This window comes from Glaciihabitans arcticus (assembly GCF_004310685.1).
Taxonomy (GTDB): Bacteria; Actinomycetota; Actinomycetes; order Actinomycetales; family Microbacteriaceae; genus Conyzicola; species Conyzicola arctica.
Window position 1 is genome coordinate 243,893 of the sequence record NZ_SISG01000001.1, and the last position, 14,764, is coordinate 258,656.

A 14,764-nucleotide genomic window follows, 5' to 3' on the forward strand; every position below is an offset into this window, starting at 1 on the left:
TCAGGCGAGCCCGAGCCAGTACACCGCCGTGTCCCCGTACTTCTTGAGCTTGTCGAGCACCAGCCCGGGGGGCCACTCGGGCGGAGCATCCCGCGACGCGCGTTCGAGCATCACCACGGCGTCGGGCGAGAGCCGTGGCAGCAACAGCGCGAGCGCCCGGGCCAACTCGACCGAGGAGAGCTCGTACGGCGGGTCGATGAACACGAGATCCCAGGTGTCGCGCGACGACTCCAGGAACGACTGCACGGGAGCCCCCGAGACCTCGACGCTGAGCGGGAAGGGCGCCTTCCTGGAGAGCAGTGCGCCGTTGGCCCGGCATGCCCTAACAGCCTGCGCCCCCGACTCCACGAGCGTCACCCGCGTGGCGCCGCGGGACGCAGCCTCGAGCCCGAGGGCGCCGGAGCCGGCGTAGAGGTCGAGCACGGCGCATCCCGAAATAGCATCGCGCGCCTCGAGTGCCGAGAAGATCGCCTCGCGCACGCGCTCGCTCGTGGGGCGCGTGCCGGTCGAGGGCACGGCGAGGGTGAGGGAGCCGGCGAAACCGGAGATGATGCGGGTCACGGCACCAACGGTACAAGAGACAATGGGGCATGGATGTTTCTGCGCCCGAGTTCGAGCTGGTCGACGGCCGCACCCTCGACCTGTCCCGCGTTCTGGACCTCTACGGCGCCGTGGGCTGGACGGTCTACACGAACGACCCCGGCACGTTGTCGCTGGCGCTCGCCGGATCCACGACGGTCGTTGTGGCCCGCCGCGGTGAGGCGATCGTCGGGCTCGCACGGGTCATCTCCGACCGGGCGACCATCGCCTACCTGCAGGACGTGCTCGTGCATCCCGCGGAGCAGCGCAGGGGAGTGGGCCGCACCCTGGTCGAGCTCGCCCTGCAGCCTTATGCGCACGTACGCCAGAAGGTGCTGCTGACGGATGACGAACCCGCGCAGCAGGCGTTCTACGAGTCGCTCGGCTACTCGCTCGTCGGCGGGTCCCTGCGGGCGTTCGCTCGCTTCGACTGACGGCCGTGGCGGGTAATCTTGAGCGGTGACCTCCCCGCTCGACGGAAAGCTGAGTAACGCCCTCGGCGGGCGCACGGCGACCGCGCTCGAGAAGGGGCTGCGCCTGCGCACTGTCGGCGACCTGCTCAGCCACTACCCGCGCCGCTATGCGCAGCGCGGCGAGCTCACGGCACTCACAGCTCTGCCGCTCGACGAGAACGTCACGATCGTCGCCGAGGTGCTCGAGGTGCGCAGCCGTCCGATGCGGGCGCGCGGCGGATCGATTCTCGAGGTGCGCATCAGCGACGGCAAGGGAATCCTGACCCTCACCTTCTTCAACCAGGCCTGGCGCGACAAAGAGCTGCGCGTCGGCGTGCGCGGCATCTTCGCGGGCAAGGTCGGCGAGTACCGCGGCACGCTGCAGCTCGCGCACCCCGACTACGAACTGTTTGACGAGACCATCGAGACCGACCCCGAGAAGGCGAAGGCCTGGGCGGAGCTGCCCATCCCGATCTATCCGGCGACCTCGACGATGGCGAGCTGGCAGATCCAGAAGGCGATCGAGATCGTGCTCGACACCCTTCCCGAGCTCGACGATCCGGTGCCCGACAGCGTGCGCAAGGGCCGCCGGCTGATGCCGTACAAGCGCGCCGTCGAGCTCATCCACCGACCTCTCACCGACGCGGACTGGGCCGGCGCGCGCAAGTCGCTGCGGTTCCAGGAGGCGTTTGTGCTGCAGGCCGCACTGCTGCAGCAGCGCGCCCGGCTGCGGGAGGCAGCGGCGAAGCCGCGCATCCAGGGCCAGCTGCTCGACGACTTCGATGCGGCGCTGCCGTTCACCCGAACCGGCGACCAGGAGCGGGTCGGCTTCGAGATCAGCCGAGACCTGGCCGAGGGCATTCCGATGAACCGGCTCGTGCAGGGCGAGGTCGGCTCGGGCAAGACCCTCGTCGCGCTGCGGGCGATGCTCGCGGTCGCGCAGGACGGCGGACAGTCAGCCCTGCTCGCCCCCACCGAGGTGCTCGCCCAGCAGCATCTGCGCTCGATCGTGAAGACGCTCGGCCCCGACCTCTCCGCGCGCCTGCGGCCGACCCTGCTGACCGGCCAGCTCAGCGCTCCCGAGCGTCGCAAGGCGCTGCTCAACATCGTCGCGGGCGGGTCGCGCATCGTCGTCGGCACACACGCGCTGCTCGGCGACAGGGTCGAGTTCATCGACCTCGGCCTTGTTGTGGTGGATGAACAGCACAGGTTCGGCGTGGAACAACGCGAGGCACTCCGGGCCAAGGGCGCGGTACCCCCGCATGTGCTGGTGCTGACGGCCACGCCGATCCCGCGCACCGTGGCGATGACCGTATTCGGTGACCTCGACATCTCGACGATCGCCGAGCTGCCCTCGGGCCGTGTGCCGATCGTGTCGCACGTCGTCTCGAACAAAGGACTCTACGACCGGGCGTGGCAGCGCGCCGCCGAGGAGATCGCGAAGGGCCGCCAGGTCTTCGTCGTGTGCCCGGCGATCGACGAGGCCGAGGTGGAGGAGCCGCTAGAGGTCGCCCCTGACCAGCCCTCGCCCACCAAACCCGCCAACGTCACCGCCACCCTCGCCGAGCTGCAGGCCAATCCGGTGCTCGCGGGTGCCCGCATCCAGCCACTGCACGGACGCATGACGAGCGACGAGAAGGATGCCACGATGCGCGCCTTCGCCGCCGGCGACATCGACGTGCTCGTTGCCACGACGGTCATCGAGGTCGGCGTGGATGTTCCCAACGCCTCGACCATGATCATCCTCGACGCCGACCGGTTCGGCGTCTCGCAGCTGCACCAGTTGCGCGGTCGCGTCGGCCGTGGCGGGGTTCCCGGACTGTGCCTGTTCGTGACGAAGGCGACGGATGACACCCTCGCCCGTGAACGCGTCGAAGCGGTCGCCGCCACACTCGACGGGTTCGAGCTCGCCCAAAAGGATCTCGAGCTCCGCCGCGAGGGCGACGTGCTCGGCAGCACACAGTCGGGCGGTCGCACGGGCCTGCGGCTGCTGCGTGTCGCGAAGGACGGCGAGCTGATCGCCGAGGCCCGCGAGCTCGCGGCATCCATTCTGGATGATGACCCGTCACTCGCGGGGCACCCGGCGCTGCGCGAGGCACTCGATCGTCGTCTGGATGAGGCCGAGGCCGCGTTCCTCGCCAAGAACTGACCAATTCACGAGCCTGTAACACTCAGCGGCTAGGGTGAACGCATGAGCCGGATCGCTGTTGTTCCGGGGTCGTTTGATCCCGTCACCCTTGGCCACCTCGACGTCATCGAGCGGGCCGCCGGACTCTTCGACGAACTGCACGTGCTGGTTGTGCACAACCCGGGCAAGACCGCGCTGCTGCCGATCGCCCAGCGGGTGTCGCTCATCGAGCAGTCGATCGTCGAAGCGGGACTGCCCGGCAACATCAAGGTCACCAGCTGGAGTGTCGGACTGCTCGTCGACTACTGCACCGATGTCGGGGCCAGTGTGCTCGTCAAGGGCATCCGCTCGCAGATCGATGTCGCCTACGAGACGCCGATGGCGATCGTGAACCGCAACCTCGCCGGGGTCGAGACGGTGTTCCTTCTACCGAACCCCGCACACGCCCACGTGTCGAGCTCGCTCGTGCGCCAGGTCGCGGCACTCGGCGGTGACGTGAGCCCGTACGTTCCGCCCGCCGTGTTCGCGTACCTCGAGAAGGACTAGCGGCTCAGAGCCCTGCGACCTGTCGCGCCGTGCGGATGAACGTCTCGCGGATCGTGTCCGGCCCGTCCAGGTAGCCGCCGACGAGTGCGGCGTCGCGCAGCAGCACGAGGGCGCGGGCGCGCTCGGGAGCGTCATCGCGTCCGGCTTGTTCAAGTGTGGTCTCGAGCGTGTGAGCGAACCAGTCGCGGTGGGCTCGCACGGTCTGTCGAACGAGGCTCGTGGCATCCGGATACTCAGCGGCCGCATTGATGAACGGGCAGCCGCGGGTGTGGTTGCGGGTCACGTCGTCGGCGATGCCCTGAATGATCTGTTCGAGGATGACGTCGGGCTCTCCCTCGACCTGTGCGAAGTAGCCGCGCAGCGCGCCGTCTTCCAGGTCGAGGTAGGCGCGTACGAGATCCTCCTTGCCGGGGAAGTGGCGGTAGAAGGTCGCGCGGGTGACCGCGGCCTCGGCGACGATGCGGTCGACGCCGACGGCGTGGATGCCCTCGCGGTAGAAAAGCTCCGCAGCTGTGGATAACAGGCGCTCACGTGCCTGCGATGTGCGAGTTTGGGCGGAAGTTGTGGACATGTCCTAAATGATAGAACGATCTTTCTCTTTTTGCTTGACAACTTCGACAGCGCGGCGTAACTTCTCAGGTAGCAGAAAGAACGATCGTTCTCTCATTGGGGAGAGCGGCACTCCGATCAGAAGGATTGAAGAAATGACTATCGATTCCCCCAAGACCATCGTCCTGATCCACGGCCTGTGGATGACCCCCTCCAGCTGGGACACCTGGGCTGAGCGCTACCGCGCCGCCGGCCACACCGTGGTTGTTCCGGGCTGGCCCGGCATCGATGACCGCACGGTTGCGGACATCCGCCGCGACCCGTCAGCCCTGAAGGGCATCGGCATCAAGCAGATCGTGGACAACTACGAGCGCATCATCCGCGCGCTGCCCGGCTTCGCCGAGGGGCAGAAGCCGATCATCATGGGCCACTCTTTCGGTGGCCTGATGACTCAGATGCTCGCGGACCGCGGGCTGGGTTCCGCCTACGTCGGTGTCGCCCCCGGCCAGCCGGCCGGAATCACGACGCTGCCGTTCTCGACGCTCCGCACCGGTTTCCCGATCCTGTCGAAGCCGTGGGCCAAGGGTGACGCGTCCCCGTTCTCGAAGGGACACTTCCACTACACGTTTGCGAATGACCTCGACCGCGACGCGTCCGATGCGCTCTGGGAGCAGTCGGCGGTGAACTCGTACAACCGGGTCTTCTTCGAGGGTGTTGCGGGCGCCTTCAACGAGAAGGGCGGAGTCTCGCACGTCGACTACGCCCGGGCTGACCGTGCTCCGCTGCTACTGATCGCGGGTGGCATTGACCACGTTGTGCCGCCGGCCATCGTGAACGCGATCGCCGCCAAGTACACCGGCCCGGCGGTCGTCTCGAAGAAGGAGTACGCGGGTCGCACCCACCGTCTGGTCAGCCAGGACGGCTGGGAGGAGATCGCCGACTACGCCCTCACCTGGGCTGTCAGCCACAGCAAGTAAACCCTCCGCGAAAGGCGCGGCACCCCTCGGGGCGCCGCGCCTTTGCTGTGCGCGCGCCGGGTGGCACCGGAACCAGAGCAGAATAGAACCATGACCCTGAAACTCGGATACAAGGCATCGGCAGAGCAGTTCGACCCCCGCGAGTTGGTGGAGATCGCCGTCGCCGCCGAGGCGCACGGCATGGAGAGCGTCGCCGTGAGCGACCACTTCCAGCCCTGGCGCCACGAGGGTGGCCACGCCCCGTTCTCGCTCGCGTGGATGGCAGCGGTGGGGGAGCGGACATCCACCATCACAATCGGCACCTCGGTCATGACCCCGACGTTCCGGTACAACCCGGCCGTCATCGCCCAGGCCTTCGCGACGATGGGCGTGCTGTACCCGGAGCGCATCTTCCTCGGTGTCGGCACCGGCGAGGCCCTCAACGAGATCGCGACCGGTTGGAAGGGGGAGTGGCCGGAATTCAAGGAGCGGATCGGGCGTCTGCGCGAATCCATCGAACTGATGCGTCTGCTCTGGACCGAGGACCGCGTCAGCTACGAGGGCGAGTACTACCAGACCGTCGACGCCAACATCTACGACCGTCCCGAGAAGCCGGTGCCGATCTACGTCGCGGCGGGCGGCCCGCAGGTCGCGCGCTTCGCCGGTCGCGTCGGGGATGGGTTCATCTGCACGTCGGGCAAGGGAATGGAGCTCTACACCGAGGCGCTGCTGCCGGGTGTGAAGGAGGGGGCCGAGAAGGCCGGCAAGTCATTCGACGACATCGACCGCATGATCGAGATCAAGCTCTCCTACGAGACCACCGAGGAGGTCGCCCTGGAGAACACTCGCTTCTGGGCGCCCCTCGCGCTCAGCAAGGAGCAGAAGCACGACATCACCGACCCGATCGAGATGGAGAAGGCCGCGGATGCGCTGCCCATCGAACAGATCGCGTCACGATTCATCGTGGGCACCGATCCAGACGCCGTTGTGGCGCAGATCAAGCAGTACACGGACGCCGGTCTCAACCACCTCGTGTTCCACGCCCCGGGTGCAGACCAGCGCCGCTTCCTCGAGCTGTTCGAGAAGGATCTGGCGCCGAGGCTGCGCGCGCTGTAACCCGACCACGTCCGAGGTGCCTGAAAACGCTGTCTGTCCACTCGAAGAGACAGCGCTTTCGGGCAACTCGGCGAAGCGCAGCGTCATCCAGAACAGGCGGAAGGCCGCCGCCCAGGCGAACCTCGGCGACGGCCTTCTTTGTTGTTACTGACGAACCGGCTGACATCAGAATTGCCGGGGCAGCAGCAGCTGCATGCGCGCAGCCGCGGCTTCGCGCTCCACACGGGCGAGACGCTGCTCGTGCAGGAGTGCCAGGCGTTCGCGGGATTCGATGGAACGGGTCCGGCGGCTCCACGTGATCAGGGCCAGGCCGACGTGCAGGGCTACTCGGTCGAGCAGGCCGACGCGGCTGACGGAATGGACGGTGGTCTCCTGTTGGGGAGGGTGCTGCAGTCGACGAGTCGACGTGGTTGTACTCATGAGAGGTGATCCTTTGGAACTGTCGCGAGCGCGACGGAGGAGCCGCTGTGCGTGTCAGCACGGCGCGGCAAAAGGGGTGCGGCGAACTACCTGGAGGTCACCGCAAGAGGGTGGTTGACCAGACGCGCGACTGCTGAGAGTCGTGCTGGTCGGGCTTCGAGAGCGTCACCACCGCAGAAATCGGGTGGCGGAATCCGTCAGCCGATTAGGCGGTGAGTGCGCGGTCGAAGCCGGCAGAAACTGGGAGAATTCCCGTCTTGAAAATAAACATTCGCCGACTCCTTTCTGTTCAATGGCGCGAGCAAAACCATAGCGCGAGCTCCGCGCGGGGCGCAAGCATCCCGGGCGTGTCGCGCAAGAATGTAACCATGACGAGACCTCTGGTGCGAGCGTGAGCTGGTCGCAACTCGCCACGGAGTGGGCGGAGCTCTGGGGCGAGCTGGGCCGACCCGCGTGGGCTGCGGTGGCGGAGAGCACGGGCATCCGAAGCGGTTCGCGGGTTCTGGATGTCGGTTGCGGCAGCGGCGAGTTCCTCGCGTACGCGGCGTCCCTCGGCGCGACGGTCGCCGGTGTCGACCCGGCAGAGGGCATGGTCGATCTTGCTCGCACGCGTGTGACCAACGTCGAGCTCGGGGACTTCGGCTCGCTGCCTGCCGGCCCGTTCGATGTGGTGACCGCTTTCAACGCACTGCAGTTCGCCGATGACACGGATGACGCCCTGGCCGCGCTCGTCGCCGTGACCGCCCCGGCTGGCTTCGTCGCCATCGTGAACTGGGCGGAGCGTGAACTCAACGACCTCGACGTGCTGGAGCGGTCCGTGGATGAGGGGGAGCCGTCGCCCGACGGTGACCTGCGGTTGCCGGGCGGGCTCGAGCAACTGCTCGCGGACGGTGGGCTGGAGCTCGTGGCATCCGGAGCCGTCGCGGTGCCGTGGGTGCTCGCGAGCGACGACGATCTCGTGCGGGGTGTGCTGCTGGGCGAGGATGCGTCGGTGCAACGCGAGCTCGGGCCGACGGTGCTCGCGGCGGCGGCGCCCTTCCGGCAGGGTGACGGCTACCGGTTGCTCAATCACTTTCGCTACGCGATCGGCACTGTTGTGGAGTAACCCTCGACTGGCAGCTTCGAGTTGCCTATGCTGTGGCCATGATCTATCTGCTGGGATCCGTCGGGACGCTCGCCCTTCTCATCTTCGCGCTAGCCGACATCATCTCGGGGCACGGCGACCACATCAAAAACCTTGACAAGATGACGTGGATCTTCATCGTGATCCTCGTGCCGCTCGTCGGTGCGATCCTCTGGTTCCTGGTCGGTCGCGAGTGGGGTAATACCGCTGAGAACCTCGGCTCCTTCGGCGATTCCCGTCGCGCGGAGGCCGTCGGTTTCGGAGCACCTTCGTCCACTGAGGACGAGCTCGCCGCCCTGGAGCGCGAGATTGCGTTCCATGAGAACCAGGACCGCATCCGTCGGCTCGAGGCCGAGCTCAAGGCCAAGGGCCAGACCGCCAGCGAGTAGGACCGGCGCGCGCCTATAAAGCGCGAGAATAGACCCATGGCCACCCCACCCCACATCGGCTACGCCGCGATGCTTGAGCGGTTTCATCCCACCGAGGCGATCGCTTTGGCGCAGGAGGCCGAGAAGCACGGCTTCACCGGGGTGATGGCTGCGGACCACTTCCAGCCGTGGGTGCCCGCGCAGGGCCAGGCCAGTTTTGTGTGGAACGTGCTCGGCGCCCTCGGGCAGGTCACGACCGGCGACCTGGGCACCGGAGTGACGGCACCGACGTTCCGCTGGCACCCGGCGATGGTGGCGCAGGCCTCCGCGACGCTCGCCGCCATGTACCCGGGCCGGCACTGGCTGGGGCTGGGCAGTGGCGAGGCCATCAACGAGCACATCACCGGGCAGTACTGGCCGGAGGCTCCCGAGCGCATCAACCGCATGTTCGAGGCGGTCGACGTGATCAAGAAGCTGTTCGTGTCGGGACTCACCCAGCGTGACGTGAAGCACGACGGCCAGTTCTACAAACTCGAATCGACCCGGCTCTGGACGATGCCCGCCGTCGCCCCCGAGATCCTCGTCGCGACCGCCGGACCGGTCACCGCCAAGCGCGCCGGCCGCACCGTCGACGGGCTCATCACCGAGGCCGCTCCGGTCGAGAAGCTCGCGAGCCTGCTGCAGCGCTTTCACGAGGGCGCGCGCGAGGTCGGCCGTGAGACCGGAACGAAGGTGCTGCGCGTGCACCTCTCCTGGGCGCCCACCGATGAAGAGGCGATGCGCAACGCCATGACCGAGTGGCCGAACGGCGGCATGCGCTTCGGCAAGAGCGACATCCGCTCGCCGTGGGAGCTCGAACAGATCGCCCGCATGGTGAAGCCCAGCGATTTCGAGGGCGGGATGCTCGTCAGCTCCGATCCCGACGCGCATCGTGCTCACATCCAGCGTTTCCTCGACCTGGGCTTCGACCGGGTCTACCTGCACAATGTCGGCCGCAACCAGCGCGAGTGGCTCGAGGTCTTCGGCCGCGACGTACTGCCGAAGCTGGTGAAGTAGATGCTGGTCTTCCCGGTCGCCGGGCTGCCCGAGTTCGCCACCGGCGACGACCTGCCGACGATCCTCGGCGAGGCGGTCGGGTCGATCCTCGAAGACGGGGACATCCTCGCCGTGACCTCCAAGATCGTGAGCAAGGCGGAGGGACGCGTCATCCTCGCCGCGGATCGCGAGGACGCGATCACGAGCCAGACCGTGCGCCTCGTGGCCACCCGTGGCAACACCCGCATCGTCGAGAACCCGCTCGGGCTGGTGCTGGCCGCGGCCGGCGTCGACGCGAGCAACACCCCCGAGGGCACCGTGCTGCTGCTGCCCGAGGACCCGGACGCGTCTGCGCGGGCGATCGCCGCAGCGCTGCGAAGCACCCACGGCGTGCGGGTCGGGGTCGTCATCACCGACACACTCGGGCGACCCTGGCGCACCGGACAGACCGATGTCGCGATCGGGGCGGCGGGCATCCGGGTCGTCGACGATCTGCGCGGCACGACCGACGCCGCAGGCCGACCGCTTGAGGCGACCATCACGGCCGTCGCCGACGAGATCGCCGCCGCCGCGGACCTCGTCAAGGGCAAGGCGAGTGGCATGCCGGTCGCCGTGGTGCGCGGGCTCGGTCACCTCGTCGCCGAACTGGATGCCCCGGGCGCCCGCTCCCTCGTGCGCGACTCCAGCGAGGACATGTTCCGCCTGGGGTCTGCCGAGGCCTACGCGGAGGGATACGCCGCCGGTCTCGAAGCGGCCCGGCTGGAAGCTGCCCGCAAAGAGGCCGAAATCTGACGACGGTATGGCAGAGTGGCGAGGTGACCTCAGCAATGCCACTCGAGCAGTTCCAGGCCGCAAGCCACGGCATCGTCGAATCGATTGAGACGGTGATCGACGGCAAGCGCAGCGCCGTCGTCATGGCGCTCACCGTTCTGCTCGCGGAGGGCCACCTTCTCATCGAGGATGTGCCCGGCGTCGGCAAAACGATGCTCGCGAGGGCGCTGGCGCAGAGCGTGGGATCCTCCGTGACCCGCATCCAGTTCACACCGGACCTGCTGCCCGCCGACATCACGGGCGTCTCCGTGTACAACCAGGCCGAGCGCGAGTTCGAGTTCAAGCCCGGGCCGATCTTCGCCAACATCGTCATCGGTGACGAGATCAACCGCGCGAGCCCGAAGACGCAGTCCGCCCTGCTCGAGAGCATGGAGGAGCGCCAGGTCACCGTCGACGCGCACACGTACCCGCTCTCCACCCCGTTCACCGTGGTGGCCACCCAGAACCCGATCGAGATGGAGGGCACCTACGCCCTCCCCGAGGCGCAGCGCGACCGTTTTATGGTGCGCATGTCGATGGGCTACCCCGACGCCGAAGCCGAGATGAAGATGCTGCGGGATAGGGCAACGGCCCGCCCCCTCGACGCGGTCACCGCCGTCGTCAGCAACGAAGAACTCATCTCCATGATCGCAACGGCCAACAACGTGCACGCCAGCCGGTCGGCCGAGCAGTACGCGGTGTCGATCGCGCACGCGACCCGCAACCACCCGGGCCTGCGCCTGGGCGCGAGCCCCCGCGCAACCCTGCAGCTCATGCGAGCCGCCAAGGCCCGTGCAGCTCTCGACGGCCGCGCGTTTGTTCTGCCCGACGACATCGACGCGCTCGCCATCCCCGTGTTCGCACACCGCCTGATCCCGGCGAGCCGCTCCTCGAGCGGCGGCGGCATCGGCGTCGCGACGAGCATCCCGGACATCATCTCCCGCATCGTCGCCGAGACCCCCGTTCCGCTGGAGCCGGCCACCGGGGCCTGACGGCAATGGCCAGTTCGAAGAAGGCGGCGACCCGCACCGCGACCGGGAAGACGACGCTCACCGTGCGCGGCCGCCTGTTCGTCGCGGCGTCGATCGGATTCCTCGTCGCGGCCTTCGCCCTCGGCAACACGGTGCTGCTGCTCGCGTCGTTCCTTACCGCGACCCTCGTGATCATCGGGCGGCTGCTGATGCGCGCGCGCACCCTCGAGCTCGACGCGGTGCGCACCTTCAACCCGCCGAACGTCGCGGTCGGCGACACGACCCGCGCGACGCTCGTCATCACCAACCGGGCCAGGTCGAAGAGTGCGACGGCCCGCTGGCAGGACGGCATTCCGTGGGGCAAGCGACGCACCGAGATGCGCGTGCTGCCCGCGCTGACCGCCCACACCGGGCGCTACGCCAACTCCGGCACCTCGGCCCGTTTCAGTTACGAGCTCACGCCGCCCCGCCGCGGTGTCTTCGAGATCGGGCCGCTGAGCGTGGTGACGGGTGATCCGTTCGGGCTCGTGGTCGGAACCGTCTCCCTCGCGGGAACCCACTCGCTCTTTGTGACCCCACCCGTTGTCGACCTGTCGGGCAACGGGATGCCGCTCGAGGCGGGAGACGGGTCATCCCGCGTCATCCAGCGGTCGACGAGCGGCAGCGATGACGACCTGATGACCCGCGAGTACCGCCGCGGCGACGCCCTGCGCCGCGTGCACTGGCGCGCTTCGGCCCGCTACGGTGAGCTCATGGTGCGGCAGGAAGAACAGCGCAGCCGGCCCGAGGTGCGCCTGCTGTTCGACACCCGCGGTGACGGATATCGCGACGTGTCCACCGATGCGCCCAACCGCAGCAGCCCGCAGATCGAGAGCGAGTCGTTCGAGTGGGTGGTGCGACTCGTCGCATCGCTCGGCGTGCACCTCGAGGCATCCGGATTCTCGGTTGCGACCATCGAATCGGGCGGCCAGCAGGTCTCGTCGCCGGCCGTCTCGTTCCGTGGCAGCACGGCGACCGGGGATCACTCGAGCGCGGCCTTCCTCGAGAGCCTCGCGGGTGTGCGGCTCGTGCGCGACGACTTCGACGGCTTCGACCACTACCAGCCCGACACCGCTGCCCCCGTGTTCGCCGTGCTCTGCCAGCCGAGCGACGCGACCATCGACTGGGCGATCGCCCACCGCCGAGCGTTCGAGCCGGGCATCGCCGTGATCCTGCAGACAGGTCTGCCGATGATGCGCGACCTGCTCAACCCCGAGGCGCTCAGCACGCGGGCGCAGTTCGAGGCGGCGGGCTGGCAGTGCATCGAGGCCGAACCGAACTCCTCTGCGGCCGACGTCTGGGCAGAGCTCACGGCGGTGCACGATGGCCGCTGAAGTGAAGCGGGACACCCCGATCCGGCAGGCGCTGCGTGCCCCCGAGGCGAAGCCGACCTGGCAGCCGCGCGGCGACATCACGAGCTGGGGGCTGAGCGTCACGCTGTTGATCGCCCTCGGCGTCGCGGCGGTGGCCCTCGGCCCGATCCTCGAGGGAATCTGGTGGTGGGTGGTCGCGATGGCCACCGCCCTGATCGTCACGACGGCCATGGCCGTGACGCGCCTGCTGCTGACGGGCAGGGGATGGCCCGTGCTCGTCGGCCTCGCCGCGCTCCTCGTCACCCTCAGCCTGTTCTTCGCGGCCCCGGCGTCGGTGCTCGGCATCATCCCGTCTCCCGAGACCATCGACAGGTTCTCCGAGCTCGTGCAGACAGGGCTCCGCTCGATCGCCACGCAGAAGGTGCCGGCCGACCCGATACCCGGCATCCTCTTCCTCGTGGCGTCGTCGTTCGGGCTGCTCGCGATCGCCCTCGACGCGGTCGCCATCACACTGCGCCGACCCGCGCTGACCGGCCCCCTGCTGCTGCTCATCGTGCTCACCCCGACCTTCATCGGCGCCGATCTCAGCGACCCGTTCTTCTTCCTGCTTGCCGGTATCGCCTGGCTGGTCGTGCTGCACGTCAGCTCGCCGTTCGCGCACCTGCGCAACGCGGTGGCGATCGGCGGACTGAGTCTTGCCCTGTCGCTCGTGCTGCAGCTGTTCATCTTCCCGATCCCGCCAGAGCCGATCAGCGACCGCAACGGCATCGGCTACGTCACGGGCATCAACCCGATCCTCACCCTGGGCGAGAACCTGCGCCGGCAGGAGCCGATCACGGCGCTGACCTACAAGACCGACGCGATCGAGCAGTCGTACATCACGTTCTCGATCCTCGACAACTTCGACTCCGAGGGCTGGGTACCGTCTGAACCGTCAGACAACAACAACGACCTCGGCAATATCGGGCGCCCTCCGGGCCTCGGCGACACCATTCCCCGCGACACGACCTCGTCGATCTACACCGTCGGCAACATCGGCGGAAAGTGGCTGCCGGTGCCGTACGCGCCGACGAGCATCAGCGGCGTGCAGGGGGAGTGGACCTGGGATCCGGAGTCGCTCACGATCCGCACCGAGAACTCGTCGATGCGCAACCAGGAGTACGTGGTCACCGCCGTCGACGCGCAACCCACGGTCGCCGACCTGGAGCGGCAGGATGACGTCGAGGACCCCGCCGCCGCCGCCTACCTGAACCTTCCGATCAACCTGCCCCCAATCATCCGCGACCGGGCGCTCGAGGTCACCGCGAATGCCGAGACGCGCTTCGACCAGGCCCTCGCGCTGCAGCGGTCCTTCCGCACCGGGGCGTACCAGTACTCGGAGACCGCGCCCGTCGAAGACGGCTTCGACGGCAATGACGGCCAGATCATCGCCCGCTTCCTGGGCGAGAAAACCGGGTACTGCCAGCACTTCGCCTCGGCGATGGCGATCATGGCACGCACCCTCGGCATCCCGAGCCGGGTCGCCGTCGGGTTCACCCCTGGGCAGCAGCAGACCAGCAATGAGGGCGACTTCTTCCTCGTGACCACGGCGAACCTGCACGCGTGGCCCGAGCTGTACTTCACCGGTGTCGGCTGGGTGCGCTTCGAGCCGACCCCGGGCCGCGGCGAGGTTCCCGTGTTCGGCGAGGGTGACCCGAACGCGCCTACTCCGGCACCCAACACGCCTGAGCCCACGCCGTCGCTCGATCCGGCCGATCCCGTTCCCACGTCGACACCGACGCCGACCGTCGCACCCGACGAGGCGGACGGCAGCTCCTCCGCCCCCACTCAATCGCCGTTCCCCATCTGGCTGGCGACGATTGCTGCGCTGCTTGTTCTGCTGATGGTGGTGCCGGCGGGCATCCGGTCATTGCTGCGGTCCAGGCGCCGAGCGGCGGCGGCCGGCGGCGATGCTCTTGCCGCCTGGACCGAACTGGATGCAACGGCGCGCGACCTGCGCCTCGACCCGAGTGATTCGGCCACACCTCGGGAGTTCGAGGCGGTGCTGGTGGCGAGGCTCGGTGATTCGGGTGGGATCGACGCGCTCGAGCGCCTGCGGGCCGCGGTCGAGACCGCCGTCTACGACGAGACGGGTTCGGCGCGGTCGTCCACGCTGGTCGAGGATCTCGACGAGGTGCTGCCCGCTGTGCGCAGGGCATCCGGATGGCCGGCCCGCGTTCGCGGCTGGGTCGCGCCCGCGTCGCTCGCCTGGGGCGTCGCGAACAGCATCGCCGACCGCCGCGCCCGGGCGTGGTCGCGTCGTGGTACCGAGGTGTTCGCGGATGACGTCATCCCGCCCTCCCTGCGCGACGAGTAGCGC

At 68.2% G+C, this 14,764-nt stretch carries 15 protein-coding genes; 12 read left to right on the forward strand and 3 right to left on the reverse strand.

Annotation, left to right across the window (positions count from 1 at the left end; genetic code table 11):
- Nucleotides 1-561, reverse strand: coding sequence for a 16S rRNA (guanine(966)-N(2))-methyltransferase RsmD (gene rsmD, locus EYE40_RS01045; RefSeq protein ID WP_130980204.1), 561 nt, complete (start codon nt 559-561; stop codon nt 1-3).
- A gap of 29 nt (nt 562-590) precedes the next feature.
- On the opposite strand from rsmD, the gene EYE40_RS01050 reads away from it, so the two are divergent.
- The 3 genes from EYE40_RS01050 to coaD are packed head-to-tail and all read left to right on the forward strand — an operon-like array spanning nt 591 to nt 3,705.
- Nucleotides 591-1,013 carry a GNAT family N-acetyltransferase gene (locus EYE40_RS01050; RefSeq protein ID WP_130980205.1) on the forward strand — a complete coding sequence of 141 codons (423 nt, stop codon included), beginning with the start codon at nt 591-593 and terminating at the stop codon, nt 1,011-1,013.
- Nucleotides 1,014-1,038: 25 nt separating this feature from the next.
- On the forward strand, nt 1,039-3,180 hold the full coding sequence (locus EYE40_RS01055; protein WP_130980206.1) for an ATP-dependent DNA helicase RecG: 2,142 nt from the start codon (nt 1,039-1,041) through the stop codon (nt 3,178-3,180).
- A gap of 42 nt (nt 3,181-3,222) precedes the next feature.
- Nucleotides 3,223-3,705, forward strand: coding sequence for a pantetheine-phosphate adenylyltransferase (gene coaD, locus EYE40_RS01060; protein ID WP_130980207.1), 483 nt, complete (start codon nt 3,223-3,225; stop codon nt 3,703-3,705).
- A gap of 4 nt (nt 3,706-3,709) precedes the next feature.
- On the opposite strand, the gene EYE40_RS01065 is transcribed toward coaD, so the two are convergent.
- Nucleotides 3,710-4,276, reverse strand: coding sequence for a TetR/AcrR family transcriptional regulator (locus tag EYE40_RS01065; RefSeq protein ID WP_130980208.1), 567 nt, complete (start codon nt 4,274-4,276; stop codon nt 3,710-3,712).
- A 133-nt stretch (nt 4,277-4,409) separates the two neighbouring features.
- On the opposite strand from EYE40_RS01065, the gene EYE40_RS01070 reads away from it, so the two are divergent.
- Together EYE40_RS01070 and fgd are read left to right on the forward strand one after the other, a co-directional pair.
- Nucleotides 4,410-5,231 carry an alpha/beta hydrolase gene (locus EYE40_RS01070; RefSeq protein WP_130980209.1) on the forward strand — a complete coding sequence of 274 codons (822 nt, stop codon included), beginning with the start codon at nt 4,410-4,412 and terminating at the stop codon, nt 5,229-5,231.
- A 90-nt stretch (nt 5,232-5,321) separates the two neighbouring features.
- Entirely contained in the window at nt 5,322-6,326 is a 1,005-nt protein-coding gene (gene fgd, locus EYE40_RS01075) for a glucose-6-phosphate dehydrogenase (coenzyme-F420) (protein WP_130980210.1), read from the forward strand.
- A gap of 165 nt (nt 6,327-6,491) precedes the next feature.
- Here fgd and EYE40_RS01080 read toward each other — a convergent pair whose 3' ends face one another.
- Nucleotides 6,492-6,746: a hypothetical protein gene (locus EYE40_RS01080; RefSeq protein ID WP_130980211.1), complete on the reverse strand. Its 255-nt coding sequence runs from the start codon at nt 6,744-6,746 to the stop codon at nt 6,492-6,494.
- Between the two features lie 391 nt (nt 6,747-7,137).
- On the opposite strand from EYE40_RS01080, the gene EYE40_RS01085 reads away from it, so the two are divergent.
- From EYE40_RS01085 to EYE40_RS01115, 7 genes are read left to right on the forward strand one after another with little or no spacing between them, the layout of a single operon-like run.
- Nucleotides 7,138-7,851, forward strand: coding sequence for a class I SAM-dependent methyltransferase (locus tag EYE40_RS01085; protein WP_130980212.1), 714 nt, complete (start codon nt 7,138-7,140; stop codon nt 7,849-7,851).
- 38 nt (nt 7,852-7,889) lie between these two features.
- Entirely contained in the window at nt 7,890-8,258 is a 369-nt protein-coding gene (locus tag EYE40_RS01090) for a PLD nuclease N-terminal domain-containing protein (protein ID WP_130980213.1), read from the forward strand.
- A 36-nt stretch (nt 8,259-8,294) separates the two neighbouring features.
- Nucleotides 8,295-9,293, forward strand: a complete 999-nt coding sequence (locus EYE40_RS01095) for a TIGR03557 family F420-dependent LLM class oxidoreductase (RefSeq protein WP_130980214.1) — start codon at nt 8,295-8,297, stop codon at nt 9,291-9,293.
- The gene (locus tag EYE40_RS01100) at nt 9,294-10,064 is read left to right on the forward strand and encodes a coenzyme F420-0:L-glutamate ligase (protein ID WP_130980215.1); all 771 of its coding nucleotides are present in this window, start codon (nt 9,294-9,296) and stop codon (nt 10,062-10,064) included. It begins immediately after the preceding gene.
- Between the two features lie 35 nt (nt 10,065-10,099).
- Nucleotides 10,100-11,074: an AAA family ATPase gene (locus EYE40_RS01105; RefSeq protein WP_130982683.1), complete on the forward strand. Its 975-nt coding sequence runs from the start codon at nt 10,100-10,102 to the stop codon at nt 11,072-11,074.
- A gap of 5 nt (nt 11,075-11,079) precedes the next feature.
- Complete coding sequence (locus EYE40_RS01110; protein WP_130980216.1) at nt 11,080-12,426, forward strand: DUF58 domain-containing protein; 1,347 nt, start codon at nt 11,080-11,082, stop codon at nt 12,424-12,426.
- A complete protein-coding gene (locus EYE40_RS01115; RefSeq protein ID WP_130980217.1) occupies nt 12,416-14,761 on the forward strand; it encodes a transglutaminase TgpA family protein in 2,346 nt (781 codons plus the stop codon). Before EYE40_RS01110 ends, EYE40_RS01115 begins: the two co-directional genes overlap by 11 nt.
- The last annotated feature ends 3 nt before the right edge of the window (nt 14,762-14,764 follow it).

Excerpts from the sequence above, each read along its gene's own strand:
- EYE40_RS01050 (WP_130980205.1), top strand. The coding sequence starts at position 591 with ATGGATGTTTCTGCGCCCGAGTTCGAGCTGGTCGACGGCCGCACCCTC.
- coaD (WP_130980207.1), top strand. The coding sequence starts at position 3,223 with ATGAGCCGGATCGCTGTTGTTCCGGGGTCGTTTGATCCCGTCACCCTT.
- EYE40_RS01065 (WP_130980208.1), bottom strand. The coding sequence starts at position 4,276 with ATGTCCACAACTTCCGCCCAAACTCGCACATCGCAGGCACGTGAGCGC.
- EYE40_RS01070 (WP_130980209.1), top strand. The coding sequence starts at position 4,410 with ATGACTATCGATTCCCCCAAGACCATCGTCCTGATCCACGGCCTGTGG.
- fgd (WP_130980210.1), top strand. The coding sequence starts at position 5,322 with ATGACCCTGAAACTCGGATACAAGGCATCGGCAGAGCAGTTCGACCCC.
- EYE40_RS01080 (WP_130980211.1), bottom strand. The coding sequence starts at position 6,746 with ATGAGTACAACCACGTCGACTCGTCGACTGCAGCACCCTCCCCAACAG.
- EYE40_RS01090 (WP_130980213.1), top strand. The coding sequence starts at position 7,890 with ATGATCTATCTGCTGGGATCCGTCGGGACGCTCGCCCTTCTCATCTTC.
- EYE40_RS01095 (WP_130980214.1), top strand. The coding sequence starts at position 8,295 with ATGGCCACCCCACCCCACATCGGCTACGCCGCGATGCTTGAGCGGTTT.
- EYE40_RS01100 (WP_130980215.1), top strand. The coding sequence starts at position 9,294 with ATGCTGGTCTTCCCGGTCGCCGGGCTGCCCGAGTTCGCCACCGGCGAC.
- EYE40_RS01105 (WP_130982683.1), top strand. The coding sequence starts at position 10,100 with ATGCCACTCGAGCAGTTCCAGGCCGCAAGCCACGGCATCGTCGAATCG.
- EYE40_RS01110 (WP_130980216.1), top strand. The coding sequence starts at position 11,080 with ATGGCCAGTTCGAAGAAGGCGGCGACCCGCACCGCGACCGGGAAGACG.
- EYE40_RS01115 (WP_130980217.1), top strand. The coding sequence starts at position 12,416 with ATGGCCGCTGAAGTGAAGCGGGACACCCCGATCCGGCAGGCGCTGCGT.